At 45.2% G+C, this 17048-nt stretch carries 12 protein-coding genes, 1 tRNA gene and 1 pseudogene; 12 read left to right on the top strand and 2 right to left on the bottom strand.

Annotated elements, in window-relative coordinates:
• The 6 genes and pseudogenes from V7Z60_RS00455 to pepT form a co-directional block, all read left to right on the top strand.
• Positions 1–318 (top strand): annotated as a pseudogene (locus V7Z60_RS00455) (MATE family efflux transporter); the annotation flags it as partial.
• A gap of 126 nt (positions 319–444) precedes the next feature.
• Complete coding sequence (locus V7Z60_RS00460) at positions 445–654, top strand: DUF2187 domain-containing protein (protein ID WP_334115484.1); 210 nt, start codon at positions 445–447, stop codon at positions 652–654.
• A 47-nt stretch (positions 655–701) separates the two neighbouring features.
• Positions 702–772: transfer RNA gene (locus tag V7Z60_RS00465), tRNA-Gly, on the top strand.
• Positions 773–1027: 255 nt separating this feature from the next.
• Positions 1028–2725 carry an arginine--tRNA ligase gene (gene argS, locus V7Z60_RS00470; RefSeq protein ID WP_334115485.1) on the top strand — a complete coding sequence of 566 codons (1698 nt, stop codon included), beginning with the start codon at positions 1028–1030 and terminating at the stop codon, positions 2723–2725.
• Positions 2726–3128: 403 nt separating this feature from the next.
• On the top strand, positions 3129–4775 hold the full coding sequence (locus V7Z60_RS00475; RefSeq protein WP_334115487.1) for a peptide ABC transporter substrate-binding protein: 1647 nt from the start codon (positions 3129–3131) through the stop codon (positions 4773–4775).
• 14 nt (positions 4776–4789) lie between these two features.
• Positions 4790–6055, top strand: coding sequence for a peptidase T (pepT, locus tag V7Z60_RS00480; protein ID WP_334115489.1), 1266 nt, complete (start codon positions 4790–4792; stop codon positions 6053–6055).
• Between the two features lie 186 nt (positions 6056–6241).
• Here pepT and V7Z60_RS00485 read toward each other — a convergent pair whose 3' ends face one another.
• Positions 6242–7216, bottom strand: coding sequence for a LysR family transcriptional regulator (locus V7Z60_RS00485; protein WP_334115490.1), 975 nt, complete (start codon positions 7214–7216; stop codon positions 6242–6244).
• Positions 7217–7437: 221 nt separating this feature from the next.
• On the opposite strand from V7Z60_RS00485, the gene V7Z60_RS00490 reads away from it, so the two are divergent.
• From V7Z60_RS00490 to V7Z60_RS00515, 6 genes are all read left to right on the top strand, one after another.
• A complete protein-coding gene (locus tag V7Z60_RS00490; protein WP_334115491.1) occupies positions 7438–7968 on the top strand; it encodes an NADPH-dependent FMN reductase in 531 nt (176 codons plus the stop codon).
• Entirely contained in the window at positions 7965–10397 is a 2433-nt protein-coding gene (locus V7Z60_RS00495) for a flavocytochrome c (RefSeq protein ID WP_334115533.1), read from the top strand. Before V7Z60_RS00490 ends, V7Z60_RS00495 begins: the two co-directional genes overlap by 4 nt.
• A 171-nt stretch (positions 10398–10568) precedes the next feature.
• Positions 10569–11054, top strand: coding sequence for an arginine repressor (locus tag V7Z60_RS00500; protein ID WP_334115492.1), 486 nt, complete (start codon positions 10569–10571; stop codon positions 11052–11054).
• A gap of 80 nt (positions 11055–11134) precedes the next feature.
• Entirely contained in the window at positions 11135–13252 is a 2118-nt protein-coding gene (locus V7Z60_RS00505) for a PBP1A family penicillin-binding protein (RefSeq protein ID WP_334115494.1), read from the top strand.
• A gap of 14 nt (positions 13253–13266) precedes the next feature.
• A complete protein-coding gene (locus tag V7Z60_RS00510) occupies positions 13267–13608 on the top strand; it encodes a YlbF family regulator (RefSeq protein ID WP_334115495.1) in 342 nt (113 codons plus the stop codon).
• Positions 13609–13691: 83 nt separating this feature from the next.
• On the top strand, positions 13692–14651 hold the full coding sequence (locus tag V7Z60_RS00515) for a 3'-5' exoribonuclease YhaM family protein (RefSeq protein WP_334115496.1): 960 nt from the start codon (positions 13692–13694) through the stop codon (positions 14649–14651).
• A gap of 133 nt (positions 14652–14784) precedes the next feature.
• Here the strand turns inward: V7Z60_RS00515 and V7Z60_RS00520 are convergent, their stop codons facing one another.
• The gene (locus V7Z60_RS00520; protein WP_334115498.1) at positions 14785–16866 is read right to left on the bottom strand and encodes a methyl-accepting chemotaxis protein; all 2082 of its coding nucleotides are present in this window, start codon (positions 16864–16866) and stop codon (positions 14785–14787) included.
• Between the last annotated feature and the right edge of the window lie 182 nt (positions 16867–17048).

Genomic DNA, 17048 nt, shown 5'->3' on the forward strand with positions numbered 1-17048 from the left:
CAGACATACTTCAACATAACCTGCACTTTCTACTGGGTGCTCGGTATTTTGTTCGTTATTCGTTATACCTTGCAGGGATTGGGACAAAGCATAGTGCCGACGCTTGCTGGAATCGCCGAACTTATCATGAGAAGTTCGGCCGCATTGTTTCTGGCAAAGGCATTGGGTTATGCCGGTGCATGCTGCGCCAATCCGATGGCATGGGCTGGATCCTGTTTTGTGTTGATTCCGTCGTATGTCAAATCTTACAAAATGTTGAAACAACGTGAGAAGGAACAAGTCAATGAAAGTGATGAGGAAGACGGCACTGAATCTTAATTATGCTTAGCCGTGGTTGACGAAACCGGTTAAAATTAAGAGTTTCTATATTTCGTTGAAAAAGACTTGCAATTTATTTGAAAGTTTGATACTATTCATACCATTGTAGGCGAAGTAGGTGAGATGATGGAAACAAATTTTCAGGTCGGTGACCGTGTGGCATGCGATAAGTTCGCATCAATGAGTCATGATTTTGTGGGCTCAATTGAAAAAATCTATGAAAATTCAGCCGTAGTTGAAATTATTGAGCATCATAAAGACGATAATGTTGCCGTAACTGATTTTCATAATCGGACAGTAGTTAGTCTCAAGCATATGAAGAAAATTACTGCATAAAAATTGATGACAATTAAACAGAGATATGATATAATACTCTCTGTTATGCGGGTGTAGTTTAGTGGTAAAATCCCAGCTTCCCAAGCTGATGTCGCGAGTTCGATTCTCGTCACCCGCTTAAGACTTCGGATATAGCGGTCTTGTCCAATGATGAAAGAGGAGTAGCCTGCGGAAACTTGCAGCGAGCCCGGGGTGATGGAAGCCGGGCAGCGAAAACGGGTGAAGCGCGCTTTTTAGGACGCATTTTAATATTGAGTGGATGATTCAATTAGAGTGGTACCGCGGGGAAATCTCGTCTCTTGTTTTTGTGACAGGGGACGTTTTTTTTATCCGTTTTTATATTCTATTAAATTTCAGGAGGAATCAGTTATTCATGAAAGACTATAAAGAACTTGTCGCTTCGGCAGTGAGCCAAGCAGTTGACGGACAGCTCGGCATTGATGAGATTACTGCAAAAATTGAAACGCCAAAGTCATTGAACCTTGGTGATTATGCGTTTCCGGCTTTCGTACTGGCGAAAGTCTTAAGAAAAGCTCCGCAAATGATTGCACAGGATCTTGTTGAAAAAATCGATCATGCCGGTTTTGAAAAAATCGAAGCAGTTGGACCATACGTGAATTTCTTTTTGGACAAGAAGGATTTTTCGGAGGATGTTTTGAGAGACGTGCTTGCAAAAGGAGCAGGTTTTGGCGACGCTGACAAAGGAAAGGGCGGCAACGTGCCGATTGACATGTCTTCGCCCAATATCGCCAAGCCGATGTCCATGGGCCATCTTCGTTCAACCGTAATCGGCAACTCAATCGCGCAGATGCTTGAAAAGACTGGCTACAAGCCGGTCAAGATCAATCATTTGGGTGACTGGGGAACTCAGTTTGGCAAATTGATGTGTGCCTATAAGCTTTGGGGTTCAGAAGAAGAAGTCAAAAAAGACCCGATTGATTCGCTTTTGCGCTATTATGTACGTTTTCACGAAGAAGATGTGGATCATCCTGAACTTGACGAAGAGGCGCGCGAATGGTTTAAGCGCCTGGAAGACGGCGATGAAGAGGCTACAAGGCTTTGGAAGTGGTTCCGTGAAGAATCTCTCAAAGTATTCATGCGAGTTTACGATCGTTTGGACATTGAATTTGATTCGTACAATGGCGAGGCATTTTACAACGACAAGATGGACGAAGTCGTTGAAATGCTTGAAGCAAAGAATCTGCTTCATGAAAGTCAAGGTGCTCAAATCGTCGACTTGAGCAAATATGATCTCAATCCGGCTCTGATCAAGAAGACGGATGGAGCAACCCTGTACATCACGCGTGATTTGGCTGCCGCAATCTACAGAAAGCGCACGTACAAATTCGCACAATCGCTTTATGTCGTCGGCAATGAACAGAAAAATCACTTCAAGCAGCTTAAGGCTGTCTTAAAGGAAATGGGTTATGACTGGTCCGATGACATTCATCACATTCCGTTCGGTCTGATTACAAAAGACGGCAAGAAGCTCTCGACTCGTTCGGGCAGAATCGTTTTGCTTGAAGAAGTGCTTGACGATGCCGTCAAACTGGCACAAAAACAAATCGAAGAAAAGAATCCTGCGCTTGAAAACAAGGATGAGGTTGCAGAAGCCGTCGGTGTCGGGGCAGTTGTGTTCCACGATCTTAAGAATGACCGCTTGAACAATTTCGATTTTAATTTGGAAGAAGTCGTTCGCTTTGAAGGTGAAACGGGTCCGTACGTTCAGTATTCACATGCAAGGGCAATGAGTATCTTGCGCAAGGCCGGCAATCCTGAGCTTGATGCTGCGGTGAAGTATCGTCTTGACGATCCTGAAGCATGGGAAACGCTGCGTCTTCTGGCTGATTTCCCTGCAACCGTTTTGAAGGCGGTTGAAGAATATGAGCCGTCAGTCATTGCAAAATACGGAATCCATCTGGCCAAGGCCTTCAACCGCTATTACGCGCATTCAAGAATTTTGGAAGACGATGATCAAAAGGAGGCACGACTTGCCTTGGTCAAGAGTGTTGCCGAAGTTTTGAAGGAATCATTGCGTTTACTCGGTGTTAAGGCACCCGATGAAATGTAGTTTTTACTTTGGATTTTAAAAGAATTAATAGAGTCTCAGATGAAAATGGACATTCTTTTGTTAAAACAGTCTTGACAAAACGGTTGACAGATGATTAAATAATCATATCATTAACAGACAGAATGCTTTGAAGAGAAGATCGCTTGAAGGTTCGCCTGAAGAGAACGTGGGTTGGTGAGAGCACGGAGATGAACGACAAGCGAAGATGAGCTCTGAGCAAGATGAACGGTGCAAGCTGTTTATCCGGTGCGGGACCGATAAATCCCGCAGCTTTGAATACGAAGCTGGTGAGGCTGCAAGCGTGAGTTTGTGGCGAATTAAGGTGGTACCGCGCGGAAACGTCCTTAGTGTCTTCAGTAGAAGATGCTGAGGACGTTTTTATGTTTTTTTGGAGGGATACATAATGAAGAAGAGAAATATTTTAGCAGTCAGTGCGGCCGTTTTGCTGCTCGCCGGATGCGGCAACGGAAAAAGCAGCGATGCTTCTAAGAAGGCAGACGGCAGATACGCTGCAAAGCAGGAGCTGAACTGGACCGAAAGCAATACGCTGGCAACGGCCGATTTGTCAAAGGCAACGGATACCTTGAGCTTTAACGTCTTGATGAATACTCAGGAAGGACTGTATCGCCTGGACAAAAACGGCACTCCGCAACTGGCGTTGGCAAAAAAAGCCAGCGTTTCAAAGGATGGCAGGACTTACAGTTTTGAGCTTCGCAAGGGCGTCAAGTGGTCGAACGGCGAAGAGGTTACCGCAAAGGATTTTGTTTATTCATGGCGAAGAACCGTCGATCCCAAGACGACTTCACAGGATGCCTTTTATTTGAACCAGGTTGAAAATGCCAACGAAATCATCGCAGACAAGAAGAATCCGAAGGAACTGGGAATAACTGCCAGCGGCAAGTATAAGCTGACGGTCAAACTGACAAAGGCCGTTCCATATTTCAAACAGCTGCTTGCCTGGCCGCTTTTCTATCCCGTTAACCAGACTGCGGTTGAAAAATACGGCAAACTTTACGGCACTCAGGCAAAATACAGCGTTTACAACGGACCATACGTCTTGACCGGTTGGAACGGAACCAACAAGTCATGGACGCTCGTAAAGAACAAGCATTACTGGGATAAGGAAAACGTTCATTTGAACAAGATTCACGAACTCGTAACAGAAAGCACGACAACCGGATATAACCTGTATCAGGCTAAAAAAGCCGACGAAACGCTGCTCAGCGGCCAGCAAGTCAAGAATCTGAAGAGCAGCCCCGCATTTGTCAAGCGTCTTCCGACGGCTACTGCCAGACTTGATCTTAACCAGAACAAGGTTCCGGAATTTAAGAACAGGAACATCAGACGCGCGCTTTCGCTTGCAATTGACCGCAAGGAACTGACTGAAAACGTTTTGCAGGACGGATCGACGCCATCGAAAGGCTTCGTTCCGTACGGCATCGGCAAAGATCCCGTTTCAAAGAAGAATTTTGCCGATCAGGCCTACGTTAAGGAAGCTGTCGAATTCAACCTCAAGAAGGCCAAGAAGTATCTTGAAAAAGGATATAAGGAAACAGGGACAAGCAAGCTCGACTTGAATATCCTGACAAGCGATACGGATACGAGCAAACAGACGGCAGAATTTTTGCAAAGCAAGCTTGAAGCGTTGCCGGGCGTCAAGATTTCAGTAACGTGCGTTCCGTTCGTTCAAATGCTTGCCAAGCAAAAGAACAGCGACTATCAGATTACGGTCAAGACATGGCAGTCAGTATTTGCCGATCCAATCAATTTCCTTGATATCTGGGAATCGGATGCCAGCTATAACAACTCGGGCTGGAAGAATGCCGAATTTGACAAGCTGCTTGACGAGGCAGAAAACACCTATGCCAATCAACCGGCCAAGCGCTGGCAAAAGCTTGTCGAAGCAGAAGAGCTTCTGGCTAAGGACCAGGGCACGATTCCGCTTTATCAGCAGGCAAAATCGCAGCTTTTGCGTGAAAACGTCAAGAACGTCGTTTATAATCCGGCCGGAGTTCCTTATGACTGGAAGACTGCATACATTGCAAAATAGGCGGGGAATGAAGCATGGAATTAGATCAACGATATATTGAAGATTGTTTTGTCAGATATGCCAGGGTCAATACGCGCTCAGACGTTTCGAGCAAACAGGTTCCGACGACTCCGGGACAAAGGGAACTCGCACTGATTGTGCGGGATGATTTGAAAAAGCTCGGGGTTGAGGCATGGTATAACGAAAAGACCGCCTTTACGATTGCAAGAATTCCGGCAAATACAGAGAAAAATTTGAGTTCCATCGGGTTCATTGCGCATCTTGACACCGCCGATTTCAATTCTGAAAACGTCTGTCCGATTGTGCATCCAGATTATGACGGAGGAGACGTTGTTTTAAACGAGGACTTAGGCATTATCCTAAGCCCGAAGGAATTTCCCGATTTGAAGAAATTCAAGGGACAGCGATTGATTACGACAGACGGAACAACGCTCTTGGGGGCGGATGATAAGGCCGGAGTTGCCGGATTGCTTGGGGCGGTCAAATATCTTGAGGAACATCCTGATTTTGAACACGGAGAACTGTATTTGGCATTTGGCCCGGATGAAGAAATCGGTCAAGGCGCCAGGAGATTTGATGAGACAGAATTTCCGGTTGAATTTGCCTATACGCTTGACAACGGTCAGCCGGGCGAAATCGAATATGAAACGTTTAATGCCACTTGGGCGCAGATCGAAGTTGAAGGAACGGCTGTTCATCCTGGGGATGCGTATGGCCTGATGGTTAATGCGGCCCTGATTGCAAATGAAATCGTCAGTGCACTGCCGCAGGACGAGGTTCCGGAAAAGAGCAGGGATCACGAAGGGTTCATTTTGGTAAACGAGTTTGATGCCACAGTCGATCATGCGTATCTCAGCATGATTATTCGCGATTTTGACACTGAAGAATTTTGTGCCAAACAGGAATTTTTGAAAAAACTGGTTGCAAAAATCAATGCGCGCTATGACAAACAGCGCGTTACGCTGAAATTTACCGAACAATATCGGAATATCGGTGATACGATTAAAAAGAATCCCTATATTGTCAACCTGGCCATTGATTCATACAAAAAGCTCGGGTTTAAAGTCAGAATCGTTCCGTTCAGAGGAGGAACCGACGGCAACTTCTTTACGCAAAAGGGGATTCCAACGCCAAACCTCTTCAACGGCGGAAACAATTTCCACGGTCAGTACGAGTATGTCACGACTGAGGCGATGGCAACCGTTTCAAAGACGATTTTGACGATTGTCGAAGAACACGTTCTGCAATATCAGAACAGGAACATGACACCACTGCCATGATTCAGTGCGGTTCAATTCGTAATTCGTGACGGATGACGGCAGTGACATTGAAGAATTATAAAAAAACAGACGGGTTTCTGACGATTGAAAACCTGTCTGTTTTTCTATGCGCAGCTCAGCACGGTTTTTGCAGGCGTGCGGCTCAGGAAACCCGGCCGTTTACGTCCGGGGGGTTCACCAATGCATTCATTCCTCTTCCTCAGTGTCATGAAACTCCGGCCAGCCCTCTTTTTTAGTGCATTCAATGATGTCGATTCTCTTGAATGCCTCAACCATGTCCTTTTCATTGGAGTTCAGAGTTCTTTCCTTGGAGTATGCAAGAAAGTAATCGAGCGATAAAATACTTTTAGGCAAGGGACACAGGTTGTAGTCTCCGTCGTCCAAATGAACGGCAACGGTGGCCGGAATGATGGTGCTTCCAAGACCTCTGGCTGATAAGGAGGCAATCGTGTCGATATTTGTGCTTTCAAGAACGATGTCTGGAGTGATCTTGAATTTATGGGTCAGGAAATTAATCTGCTTTCTGATGGCCGATCCGGCACAGGTTAAAAGCAACGGTTCCTGAAGGAGATTTTCGATGTTGACCGATGCGATATCGACGAATTTCTGACCGGAATGGTAGTATTGTGAAGTTTTTGGAATCATGAAGTAATACGGCTCATGTCCTCTGATTTCGCATACAAGCTGTGGTCCGACCGTTGCCGGGGTTTGTCCGATATAGAAATTGATCTGTCCCTTAATGGCCCTTTCGACGGAAATTTCCGGTGAAGCTTCCTTAAGCTCAATTCTGACGTCAGGATGTTTTTCAATAAACTCCGGCAGGAACTGTGGCAGAAGAAAACTGCCAAGAGTCGGCAGAACGCCGATTTTGATGACCGAATTCTTCTTTTGAGTGAACTCGCTCAGTTGATGCATGAAATCACTCGTATGTTCAACGTTTTCGGTCAGATATTTATAGTAAAGTCGCCCGGCTTCGGTCAGACGGATCTGATTGTTTCCCCGGTCGATGATCTTGACTCCGATGCGCTTTTCAGTTTTCTTGATGACCTGAGTCAGATATGGCTGCGAAATGTAAAGATCCTCGGATGCCTTGGTGAAACTGTTGTACTTCAGAAGGCTGTCAAGGTATTGAAGAATGGTGTTGTCATTTAAGATGGCCATTTTTAAGCCCCTTTCTTATAACTTAATAGTTATTATCTTATTGACAGATAAATGGTTAACAAAACATCTTCATTGAATTATAATAAAATTGTACTACAAATCGGTGTTTTTGTCAGTGCATTTAGAACTAAAATCCCAAAAGGCAATGTATATCAGATTCCTATGTAAGCGCTATCTATTATTTATTGCTTTTTAGTTATAAAAAGAAAGAGGGACTCGCAATGAAACTTGTAGGCATTGTCGGAACGGCAGCCGAAGAATCTACCAACCGCCGGCTTCTGCAATATATGAAACGTCACTTTGCAGCAGAAGCGGAAATTGAAATTTTCGAAATCTCCGGAATACCCATGTTTGACAAACCGGTGTCGAAAACTGCACCGTCGTCAGTCAGGAAGCTCAGTGACAAAATCGAGGCCGCAGACGGAGTCATTATTGCAACACCTGAATATGACCATTCTGTTCCAGCAGCCCTGTTGAACGTATTGGAATGGCTGGCATACACGAGCCGTGCATTTAACAACAAGAAAACTCTGATTGTAGGTGCATCATATGGTAATTTAGGAACCTTGAGGGCACAGAATCAGCTTCGACAGATTCTGTCTTCGGAAGATCTGAAGGCAGATTTCCATACGGGCGCAAGCTTTTTCCTCGGACATTCACTTGAAGCATTTGACGAAAACGGTGACCTGAAAAACGAAACCGACGTCAAGGCACTTGATGACTACTTTAGGGAAGGATGGAACAGAAGATGAAACTTTTTGGGATTGTCGGCACTAATTCTGCAGATTCAAATACGAGAACTCTGCTTGAGTTCATGAAGAAAAGATACCATGGCAGCGCGGAAATTGAACTGATTGAAACAGGCAGCCTGCCTCTTTTTGATGAATCAAGAGAGGTCAGCGCATCCGGTTCGGTTTCGTCAATGGCTGAAAAGCTTGAGGAAGCAGACGGGTTCATCATTTCCGTTTCGGAACACAATCATACGATTTCCGCCTGCCTGAAGAGCTTCATCGAATGGATGTCATTTGAGCATCATCCGTTTACTGACAAGCCTGTGATGATTGTCGGAACTTCGATTCGCTCAACGGGGTCTGCGACGGCGCAGCTTCATTTGCGCGAAATCCTCGAATCACCGGGAGTCGAGGCACTGCCGCTTCCCGGGAACGAATTTCTGCTGTCAAACAGTTCTGATGCATTTGACAAGGACGGAAATCTCAAATCGGAGCAGACGGTCAGGATTCTTGACGGATTTTTCAAGAACTTCGTCCGTTTTGTTTCGGCGATTGAAGCATATAATGAACCGCAGGAAGTCAATTTTAAAGCCGGTGAATATGATGTCGTCGCTTCCGGGCACAACGGCAAGGTTCCGATGAAGGTCACCTTTTCAGATAACCGGATCGAAAACATCGAGATTGATCGTTCAACTGAAACGGCCGGCATTGCTGATACTGTATTTGACCGTATTCCGAATCAGATCATTGCAGGTCAGACCCTGAACGTTGATGCTGTTTCCGGAGCATCGGTCACCAGCAGAGGAATTATTGACGGGGTTGCCGAAGCCGTTGAACTTGCCGGGGGGGATCCGGATGTCCTGAAGAAGCGTCCGAAGCCGTCGAAGAAAACACTTGGGAAGGAGGAAATTGATACGGACGTCGTTGTTGTCGGTGGTGGCGGCGCCGGTTTGGCAGCAGCCGCAACCGTGATTCAAAACGGCAGACAGGCAGTTTTGCTCGAAAAATTCCCTGCACTTGGAGGAAATACCGTTCGTGCCGGCGGTCCGATGAATGCCGCTGATCCTGAGTGGCAAAATACTTTCAAGGCTCTTCCGGGCGAAGCTGAAGCATTGAAGAAAATGATTGACATGGACGAAAATGAAATTGATCCCGAGTACCTGGACGATTTCAAGAAATTAAAGAAGCAGATTCGTGCATATCTTGACACCGGAGCAGAATATCTCTTTGACTCCAACCTCTGGCACGAAATTCAGACCTACCTTGGCGGAAAGCGCGTTGATCTTAACGGGCGTGAAATTCACGGTCAGTATGATCTTGTCAAAAAACTAATCGATCACAGCCTGGAATCCGTTAAGTGGCTTGAAGACATCGGCGTTGATTTCGACAAAAGTGAAGTCACCATGCCGGTCGGAGCACTGTGGCGTCGTGGCCATAAGCCAAAAGAGGGCCTGGGGTTTGCATTTATCAAGGAACTCAAGCGCTGGGTTCTGGAGCATCATGGGACGATTTTGACTGAAACGCCGGCAGTAAGACTTTTAGTCGATGAAAACGGGCGCGTTTCCGGCGTCGTCGGTCGTGCTTCTGACGGGCATGAAGTCATCGTGCATGCCAAAGGCGGTGTCGTCCTGGCATCCGGCGGGTACGGAGCAAATACCAAGATGGTACAGAAGTACAATACTTACTGGACGAAAATCGATGATGACATTGCGACCTCGAATTCACCTGCAATCACCGGTGACGGAATCAAACTCGGAACAAGCGTTGGTGCCGATCTTGTAGGGATGGGCTTCACGCAGATGATGCCCGTATCCGATCCTCAGACCGGTGAATTGTTCACCGGCATTCAGTGTCCGCCTGCAAACTACGTCATGGTTAATCAAAAGGGCAGGCGTTTTGTTGACGAGTATTCCGGCCGCGACGTCTTGACAAAGGCTGCATTTGACAACGGCGGTCTGTTTTATCTGATTGCTGATGACGCAATCAAGGAAACTGCCTATAATACTTCTCAGGAACAGATTGATGCTCAAGTTGAGGCCGGGACGCTGTTTCGTGATGATACTCTTGAAGGGCTGGCCAGGCAGATTGGTGTTGATCCGGAGGTTTTTGTCCGGGAAATTGAAAAATACAATTCATACGTTGATGCAGGAAAAGATCCTGACTTCGGCAAGGAAGTCTTTGACCTTAAAGTCGTCAAGGCACCTTTCTATGCAACGCCGAGAAAACCCGCAATTCACCATACGATGGGCGGGTTGAGAATTGATACTGATGCCTGCGTTCTTGACAAGGACGGCAACAGGATTCCGGGATTGTTTGCTGCTGGAGAAGTAGCCGGCGGCATTCATGCCGGTAATCGTCTTGGCGGAAATTCTCTGGCTGACATTTTCACTTACGGCCGCTTTGCCGGAAAGAGCGCAACGGAGGCCTGGTTGAATCAGAAACGATTATGATGTCCGGAAAAACTCTGAGAGAAGGAATCTCGGAGTTTTTTCTTTTTCCTGTAAGCGGGAGTGTTTTTTAAATTCACCTTTTTCTAATATTATTTGCTATAATGGAAATGGCAGGCAAATATATTGAAAAACACTTGTGCCTATAGCAAATGAAACAGGAAGTGAATATTCGTGAAAAAAGAGCTTAGACAAGCTAAGATTGAACAATTGATTACCAAGCAGATAATTTCAAATCAGGACGATCTGCTAAAGGCCTTGAAGAAAGCGGGAATTTCAGCTACCCAGGCGACGATCTCGCGTGATATTCGCGAAATGCAGATTGTTAAGCAGCAGGATGGCGATGGTCATTTGCGTTACGTCGTCTTCAAGGAACAAAATCAAGCCGAGTGGCTCAGGCTTTACAAGGCAATTTATGATTTTGTGATTGAAATTACGCAAGTCGAATTTGTTAACGTTGTTAAGACGATGCCGAGAAATGCAAACGTTCTGGCGGCAATAATCGATGATTTGAAACCTGAATGCGTTGCCGGAACGATTGCGGGCTATGACACGCTCGTGGTAATCAGCCCTTCAGCTGATGCTGCTTCGGAGTTCAAAAAGATGGTTATTGAGCATATCAATCATGATGCGATTGGAATTGCACCTGAAGATGATTAAGTTTCTCTTATAAAACTCCTTTTATCAGAGCAAATGTGATAATATTTCTTAAGCATAAAAGAGCATGGAAGAGGATCTGAATGGACAAGTCTTTTTTAGAAAAAACAACAGAATTGCTTAAACGGTACATGAGCCGGTTCGGAATCTGGCTCAAGGAAAAATGTCATCGGTATCAATTGATCAGATGGTTCATCGTTGCATGTTTGAGCGTTTTTTTAGCAACAAGCATCTATTTGGTTTACGTGGCCAAAACAGCAAACGTCAAAGGACTCGAGAATGCTTTGGAGAGACCGACGACAATTTATGACAAGGACGGCGACAAGGCAGGGTATCTCTATTCGCAAAAGGGGACATGGGTTTCTCTTGACAAGATTTCACCAAACGTCTCAGATGCCGTTTTGTCAACTGAAGACCGCAATTTTTATCACGAGTACGGTTTTTCTGTCAAGGGGATGGCGCGTGCATTACTGCTCAATTTGAAGAATCGCATCATGGGCAGCAGCGATATTGCGGGCGGCGGAAGCACACTGACGCAACAGCTCGTCAAAAATGCCTTCTTATCGCAGGAGCAGACGATATCCAGAAAGGCCAAGGAAATTTTCATTGCGATGCAGGTTGAAAATACGTACAGCAAGAAGCAGATTCTGGCGATGTATTTGAATAATGCGTATTTTGGCAATGGCGTCTGGGGCGTTGAGGATGCGTCAGAGAAATATTTCGGCGTTCATGCTTCGCAGTTGACGGTTCCGCAGGCGGCAACGATTGCCGGCATGCTGAAAAACCCGAACGGATATAATCCAAAGGATCACCCGGCAGAGTCAAGGCAGCGACGAAACGTTGTTTTGACTTTGATGAAGGATAACGGCAAATTGACGCAGGAACAGCTGAAAGCATATCAGTCAAGCCCGATGATTACAAGCGACAACTATCAGTACGATTCGGGCTATCGTTATCCATATTTCTTCGATGCAGTCATTGATGAGGCAATCAGGAAATATGGCTTGAGCGAAGAGGACATCATGAACCGCGGCTATAAGATCTACACGACGCTTGATCAAAACTATCAGTCAACGATGCAAACTGATTTTGCGGACAGTTCGCTGTTTCCCTATGATGCGGATGACGGGACCCGGGCACAGGGGGCTTCAATTGCCATCGATCCCAGGACTGGTGGCGTAACGGCTTTGGTTGGCGGCAGAAACGACAGCCATGTTTTCCGCGGCTACAATCGTGCGACGCAGCTTGTCCGTTCGCCCGGATCGACAATCAAGCCGTTAGCCGTCTACGCTCCGGCTCTTCAGCATGGTTATCATTATGATTCAATGGTTGAAGACAAGTACAGGGCTTACGGTTCCAATAAATACAGTCCTAAGAATGCGACTGGAACATATCAGGGGAAAATCATGCTTTATCAGGCCTTGGCTGAAAGCAAGAATACGACTGCGGTATGGTTGCTGAACAAAATAGGTGTCTCGGAGGGATATCGTTCAGCCGAAAAATTCGGATTGAAATTATCTGATTCCGATAAGAATCTGAGCCTTGCCCTGGGAGGGTTGGAAAAGGGCGTCTCGCCGATGACCATGGCATCTGCCTACTCTGCATTTGCCAACGGCGGCGTGAAATATGATGCGCATTTTATTCGAAAGATCGTCGACGCTTCCGGAAAAACAATCGTTGATGAAGAAGATGCAGATTCGACCAGAGTCGTTTCAGAAAAAGTCGCCAATGAGATGACAAGCATGATGATTGACGTTTACAAAAACGGAACTGGGGCTGCTGCCAAACCTTACGGCTATACGATTGCCGGAAAAACCGGTTCGACTCAGGGAAACGGCATTGATCCGACCGCAGCCGACACTGACAGATGGTATATCGGCTATACGCCCGATGTTGTTCTGGCAACCTGGGTCGGATTTGATTCAAACAAGAATTCGATTGAAAATGCCGGTGTAAGAGGCGGAGCAGCATTGTTCAAATCAGAAATGGAAGGTATTTTGCCAAAGACGAAGCAGACTCAGTTTAAAGTCAAGGCAGCGTCGACTCTGGCATATGAAAATATAAGCAGCAGTTCAAACCTTTGGGATTCAATCAAGAATGCCGGTGCAAACATTGAAAAATCAGGTTCTGGCATTAAGCAGAAAGTTGACTCATGGGTTGATGCAGGCAAACAGAAATTGCAGCAGATTTTTGGAAATTAATTGGAGGGATCGGCATGATTAATATTTATGATACGGCAAATCAAATGGAGCAGGATTTAAGGAAGACGAATCAGTATCAGGAGCTGCAGGCCGCATATGAATCCCTTAAAGCTGATGAAAAGGCCTTTAAGTGTTTCAAAGACATTCATTCCTTGCAAGAAGAGCTTCAAAGAAAGCAAATGTCCGGACAAAAGCCGACGGAAGACGATTTTAAAAAGCTTCAGAATTTAGGCAAGGAAGCGGAAGGATATGAAACTCTGCAGACATTAATGCAAAAGGAGCAGACGTTGAGCATGATGATGGATGAATTGAGCAGGATTATTTTTCGTCCGGTTCAGGAACTTTACAAGGATTGATTACGGAGCGGGACATTGCGTTTTGTCTCGCTCCTGTTTTCGTGTTAAAGTAATAAAGGACATGCGAATCAGATGGAGGAAATATGACGAAAAAATTATATGACTATGACGTAGGCGAAAACGTTTCTTTGTTTGTTTTGATTAAAACAGCAGAAACCAGGACTGCCAAAAATGGGAACAAATTCATTGCAATCAATTTTTCTGATAAATCGGGCGTGATCAGCGCCAAGTTCTGGGATGCGTCCGCAAATGACATTGAACAGTTTAAAGCTGGAAATGTCGTTTATCTGAAAGGAAAGCGCGAGAACTATCAGAATAATCCGCAGATCAAAATTGCGCATCTTCGTTTGGCAAAAGAAGACGAACCGAATGATCCAAGACTTTACGTTCCGGACGCCCCGGAGGGAACTAGCCAAATGAAAGAGGAACTGGAAGGATATTTGGAAAAAATAAAAAATAAAACGTGGCATGACGTTGTCAAGCAGCTTTTACGGGAAAATGCAGAGCAATTCTTGACTTTTCCCGCTGCCAAGTCAAATCACCATGCTTATTCAGGCGGGTTGGCATATCACACGCTTTCAATTTTACGTCTGGCAGAAGCAGTTGCCGGTGAATACCCTGAGATAAATAAGTCTTTGCTTTATGCAGGAGCCATTCTGCACGACATGGGCAAGACGCTGGAGCTTTCGGGACCGGTGGCGACAACGTATACCCTTGAGGGAAATCTTCTCGGGCATATCGTTTTGATTGATGAGCAGATTGTCTTGGCGCTGAAAAAACTGGATATTGATTTGGATTCGGAAGATGCAGTTTTGTTGAGACATATGATTGTTTCGCATCACGGACTGCTTGAGTATGGTTCTCCGGTGAAACCGCTGCTGCTTGAGGCTGACGTTCTTCATCAGCTTGACAACTTGGACGCATCGATTCAAATGATCAGAAACTCGGTTACAAGAACTGAGGGCGGAGCTTTCACGGAAAGGCTGTTTGCAATGGATGGAAGAATGTTCTATCATCCGAAAGACAGAGAAGAAAACGATTAAAATTAAATTGCTGCTCTGATTTCATTATTTTGAAGATCGGGACATGCTAAAATGCCCATGACACGGAAGGATGTTTCCTGTCACGGGCATTTTTTAATTCTATCTTAAAGTCGTTTGAGTCAGATAAGGGTGTTTACAATTTGAATTTATCAGTTTCTTCTTTGAGAGTTGCCGAAATATCGCGGAGATCGGAAACGTGTTGTGTGAATTCGTCCATCGTTGCGAGAACTTCTTCCGAGTTGGCTGAAACTTCTTCTGTTCCGGCAGCATTTTCCTGGGTCGAAGCAGAGATGCTCTCGAGTCCTTCAAGAACTTGGTTTTGAACGCTTTCTATATTTCCGCTGGCTTGTTCGACATTTGAGATGCCGTTTGCCATGGACTGATTGCGTTTAAATACTTCCATAGTTGACTTGATTGCGTCTTGGATGAGTTTGGATTGTTTTTGTCCTCCTTCAAGCGAGGCATTCGTCTGATCGACCATGCCGCTTGATTGTGCCTGGATGTTGGCAATGATGTCTTCGATTTCCTTGGTTGACGCAGCGCTTTGTTCTGCCAGCTTGCGAATTTCTGCGGCAACGACTGAGAATCCTTTGCCGGCTTCTCCGGCACTTGCAGCTTCGATTGAGGCGTTTAAGGCAAGCAGGTTTGTCTGGCGCGAAATCTCATTGATGACATTGATGATTTTGGTAATGTCCTGGACGTTGGTGTTCATTTCTTCAACACTGTGCATCAATTTTTCCATGGCACTCAGTTCTTCTGACCAGCTGCTGTTGACTTTATCCATCGTGTTCATGTTTTCCTGATTGATTTCAGAGCTTTGCTTTGCCTCTTCATTCATGTTCATGACGTTTGTATGGAGCTGATCGATAATTTCTGAAAGTTCTTTCAGTTTCGTTACGCTTTCCTGTGTTTCTTCGGCCTGTGAACTTGTGACGTCAGCAATTCCAGTAATTGTTTGAGATACTTCTTCAGTGGCCTTTCCGGTTTGTTTGGAAAGCTCGAGCAATGAATCGGACATTTGCGCAACGTTTTTGCTTTGTGTCTGAACATTTTTAATCAGCTCAATCATTGATTTGACCATCATGTTGTACGCATAGACAATCTGGCCGAATTCATTGCCGTCCTTTGTCGGAGCAAACAGTTTTCTGCCAAAGCGTTCTGCTCCTGAAACGTCGTTGCCGATGTCGTCTGATACGAGTGAAAGATTTCCCTTAGCGCTGGAAGCAAAGACGTCAACAAAATATTTGGTGCCCGAACGCAGCGATTTCTTGATGAATTCTGACATAAATGCAATGACGAGCATGATAATGACGGAAATGATGAGAATCCATTGTTCAAGATCATAGCGTTCATGATACAGATCATTTTTGGCAACAGCGGCTACAGCCCATGAATTGCTGCCTTTTACACCTTTATCGTAGTAGACGTCTGCAATTTTGGCATTTGGATTCAATAAACGTAAGATGTTATTCGAATCTTCCTCTGCTTTGCTGAGGTATTCGGCCTTACCGTTTGAAACTCTGATGTATCCTTGTCTTGTCGGAGCATTTTCAATTGCCTTGAAGACTGAATCGTTTGAAATGTCATTACCGCGCTTGAAGGCTTTGATTTCAGTAGGAACTTTTTTAGGGACGTCACTGCTAGTGGTGTCTCGTGATGCCAGAACTCGTGCTGATTTTGAAACAAGTGCGACGCGTCCGGTATTGCCGACCTTCATTTTCTTAACGATGAATTCGATGTTCTTGTATGTAATTTCAAGACTGACGACGCCCAGATGATTGCTTTGGTTGCGAACTGCGACGGCACAGCTTGTGACGTAACTGTCAGTTTGTTCATCGAGATAAGGGTTTGTCCAGATAATCTGACCTTCATTATTGACGGCCTTTCTATACCATTCGGTATTCCTGGCGTTGACAGAAGATCCTGACTGCATCGTGCTTATGGCGTGATTTTTTGAATCCACGAATGTTGCTCCGATGATGTCCTTGTTGCTGTTTGCAACAAGCTTTAAGATGCCGCCGATCTGGGCTGCATCGAATTTTGATCCGTTGAACATTGTTCCCTTTGCGATTGACTTGAGCGTCGAGGCAGTCTGAGTATTCAGTTTCAGTCGTTCATTTTGAATGATTTCGACGGAACTTGTCTTGGTCGTGTTGTTTCGATTAATCAGGACATTTGAAAATGTGAGATACGAGACTGCGAATATAATGAACATAGGGACGAAGCTGCAGAAAATGAGCAGCTTGACCAGTGTATGAGCAATCGATTTTTTTTGACCTTTTTTTCTGATATGATTCATGGATAATCTTTTCCTTTCATGTTGGAATGGTGTATTTAACAACCTACACTTTACATAATCGGATAAATTGTATTTATCTTTAATATCTTTAGTTAAAT

The organism is Ligilactobacillus sp. (assembly GCF_036846325.1).
GTDB lineage: Bacteria > Bacillota > Bacilli > Lactobacillales > Lactobacillaceae > Ligilactobacillus.

Bases quoted from the DNA above. Each gene is read 5' to 3' on its own strand.
- V7Z60_RS00485 (WP_334115490.1), bottom strand. From the start codon at position 7,216: ATGGCCATCTTAAATGACAACACCATTCTTCAATACCTTGACAGCCTT.
- V7Z60_RS00475 (WP_334115487.1), top strand. From the start codon at position 3,129: ATGAAGAAGAGAAATATTTTAGCAGTCAGTGCGGCCGTTTTGCTGCTC.
- V7Z60_RS00460 (WP_334115484.1), top strand. From the start codon at position 445: ATGGAAACAAATTTTCAGGTCGGTGACCGTGTGGCATGCGATAAGTTC.
- V7Z60_RS00490 (WP_334115491.1), top strand. From the start codon at position 7,438: ATGAAACTTGTAGGCATTGTCGGAACGGCAGCCGAAGAATCTACCAAC.
- V7Z60_RS00495 (WP_334115533.1), top strand. From the start codon at position 7,965: ATGAAACTTTTTGGGATTGTCGGCACTAATTCTGCAGATTCAAATACG.
- V7Z60_RS00510 (WP_334115495.1), top strand. From the start codon at position 13,267: ATGATTAATATTTATGATACGGCAAATCAAATGGAGCAGGATTTAAGG.
- V7Z60_RS00515 (WP_334115496.1), top strand. From the start codon at position 13,692: ATGACGAAAAAATTATATGACTATGACGTAGGCGAAAACGTTTCTTTG.
- V7Z60_RS00520 (WP_334115498.1), bottom strand. From the start codon at position 16,866: ATGTTCATTATATTCGCAGTCTCGTATCTCACATTTTCAAATGTCCTG.
- argS (WP_334115485.1), top strand. From the start codon at position 1,028: ATGAAAGACTATAAAGAACTTGTCGCTTCGGCAGTGAGCCAAGCAGTT.
- pepT (WP_334115489.1), top strand. From the start codon at position 4,790: ATGGAATTAGATCAACGATATATTGAAGATTGTTTTGTCAGATATGCC.
- V7Z60_RS00505 (WP_334115494.1), top strand. From the start codon at position 11,135: ATGGACAAGTCTTTTTTAGAAAAAACAACAGAATTGCTTAAACGGTAC.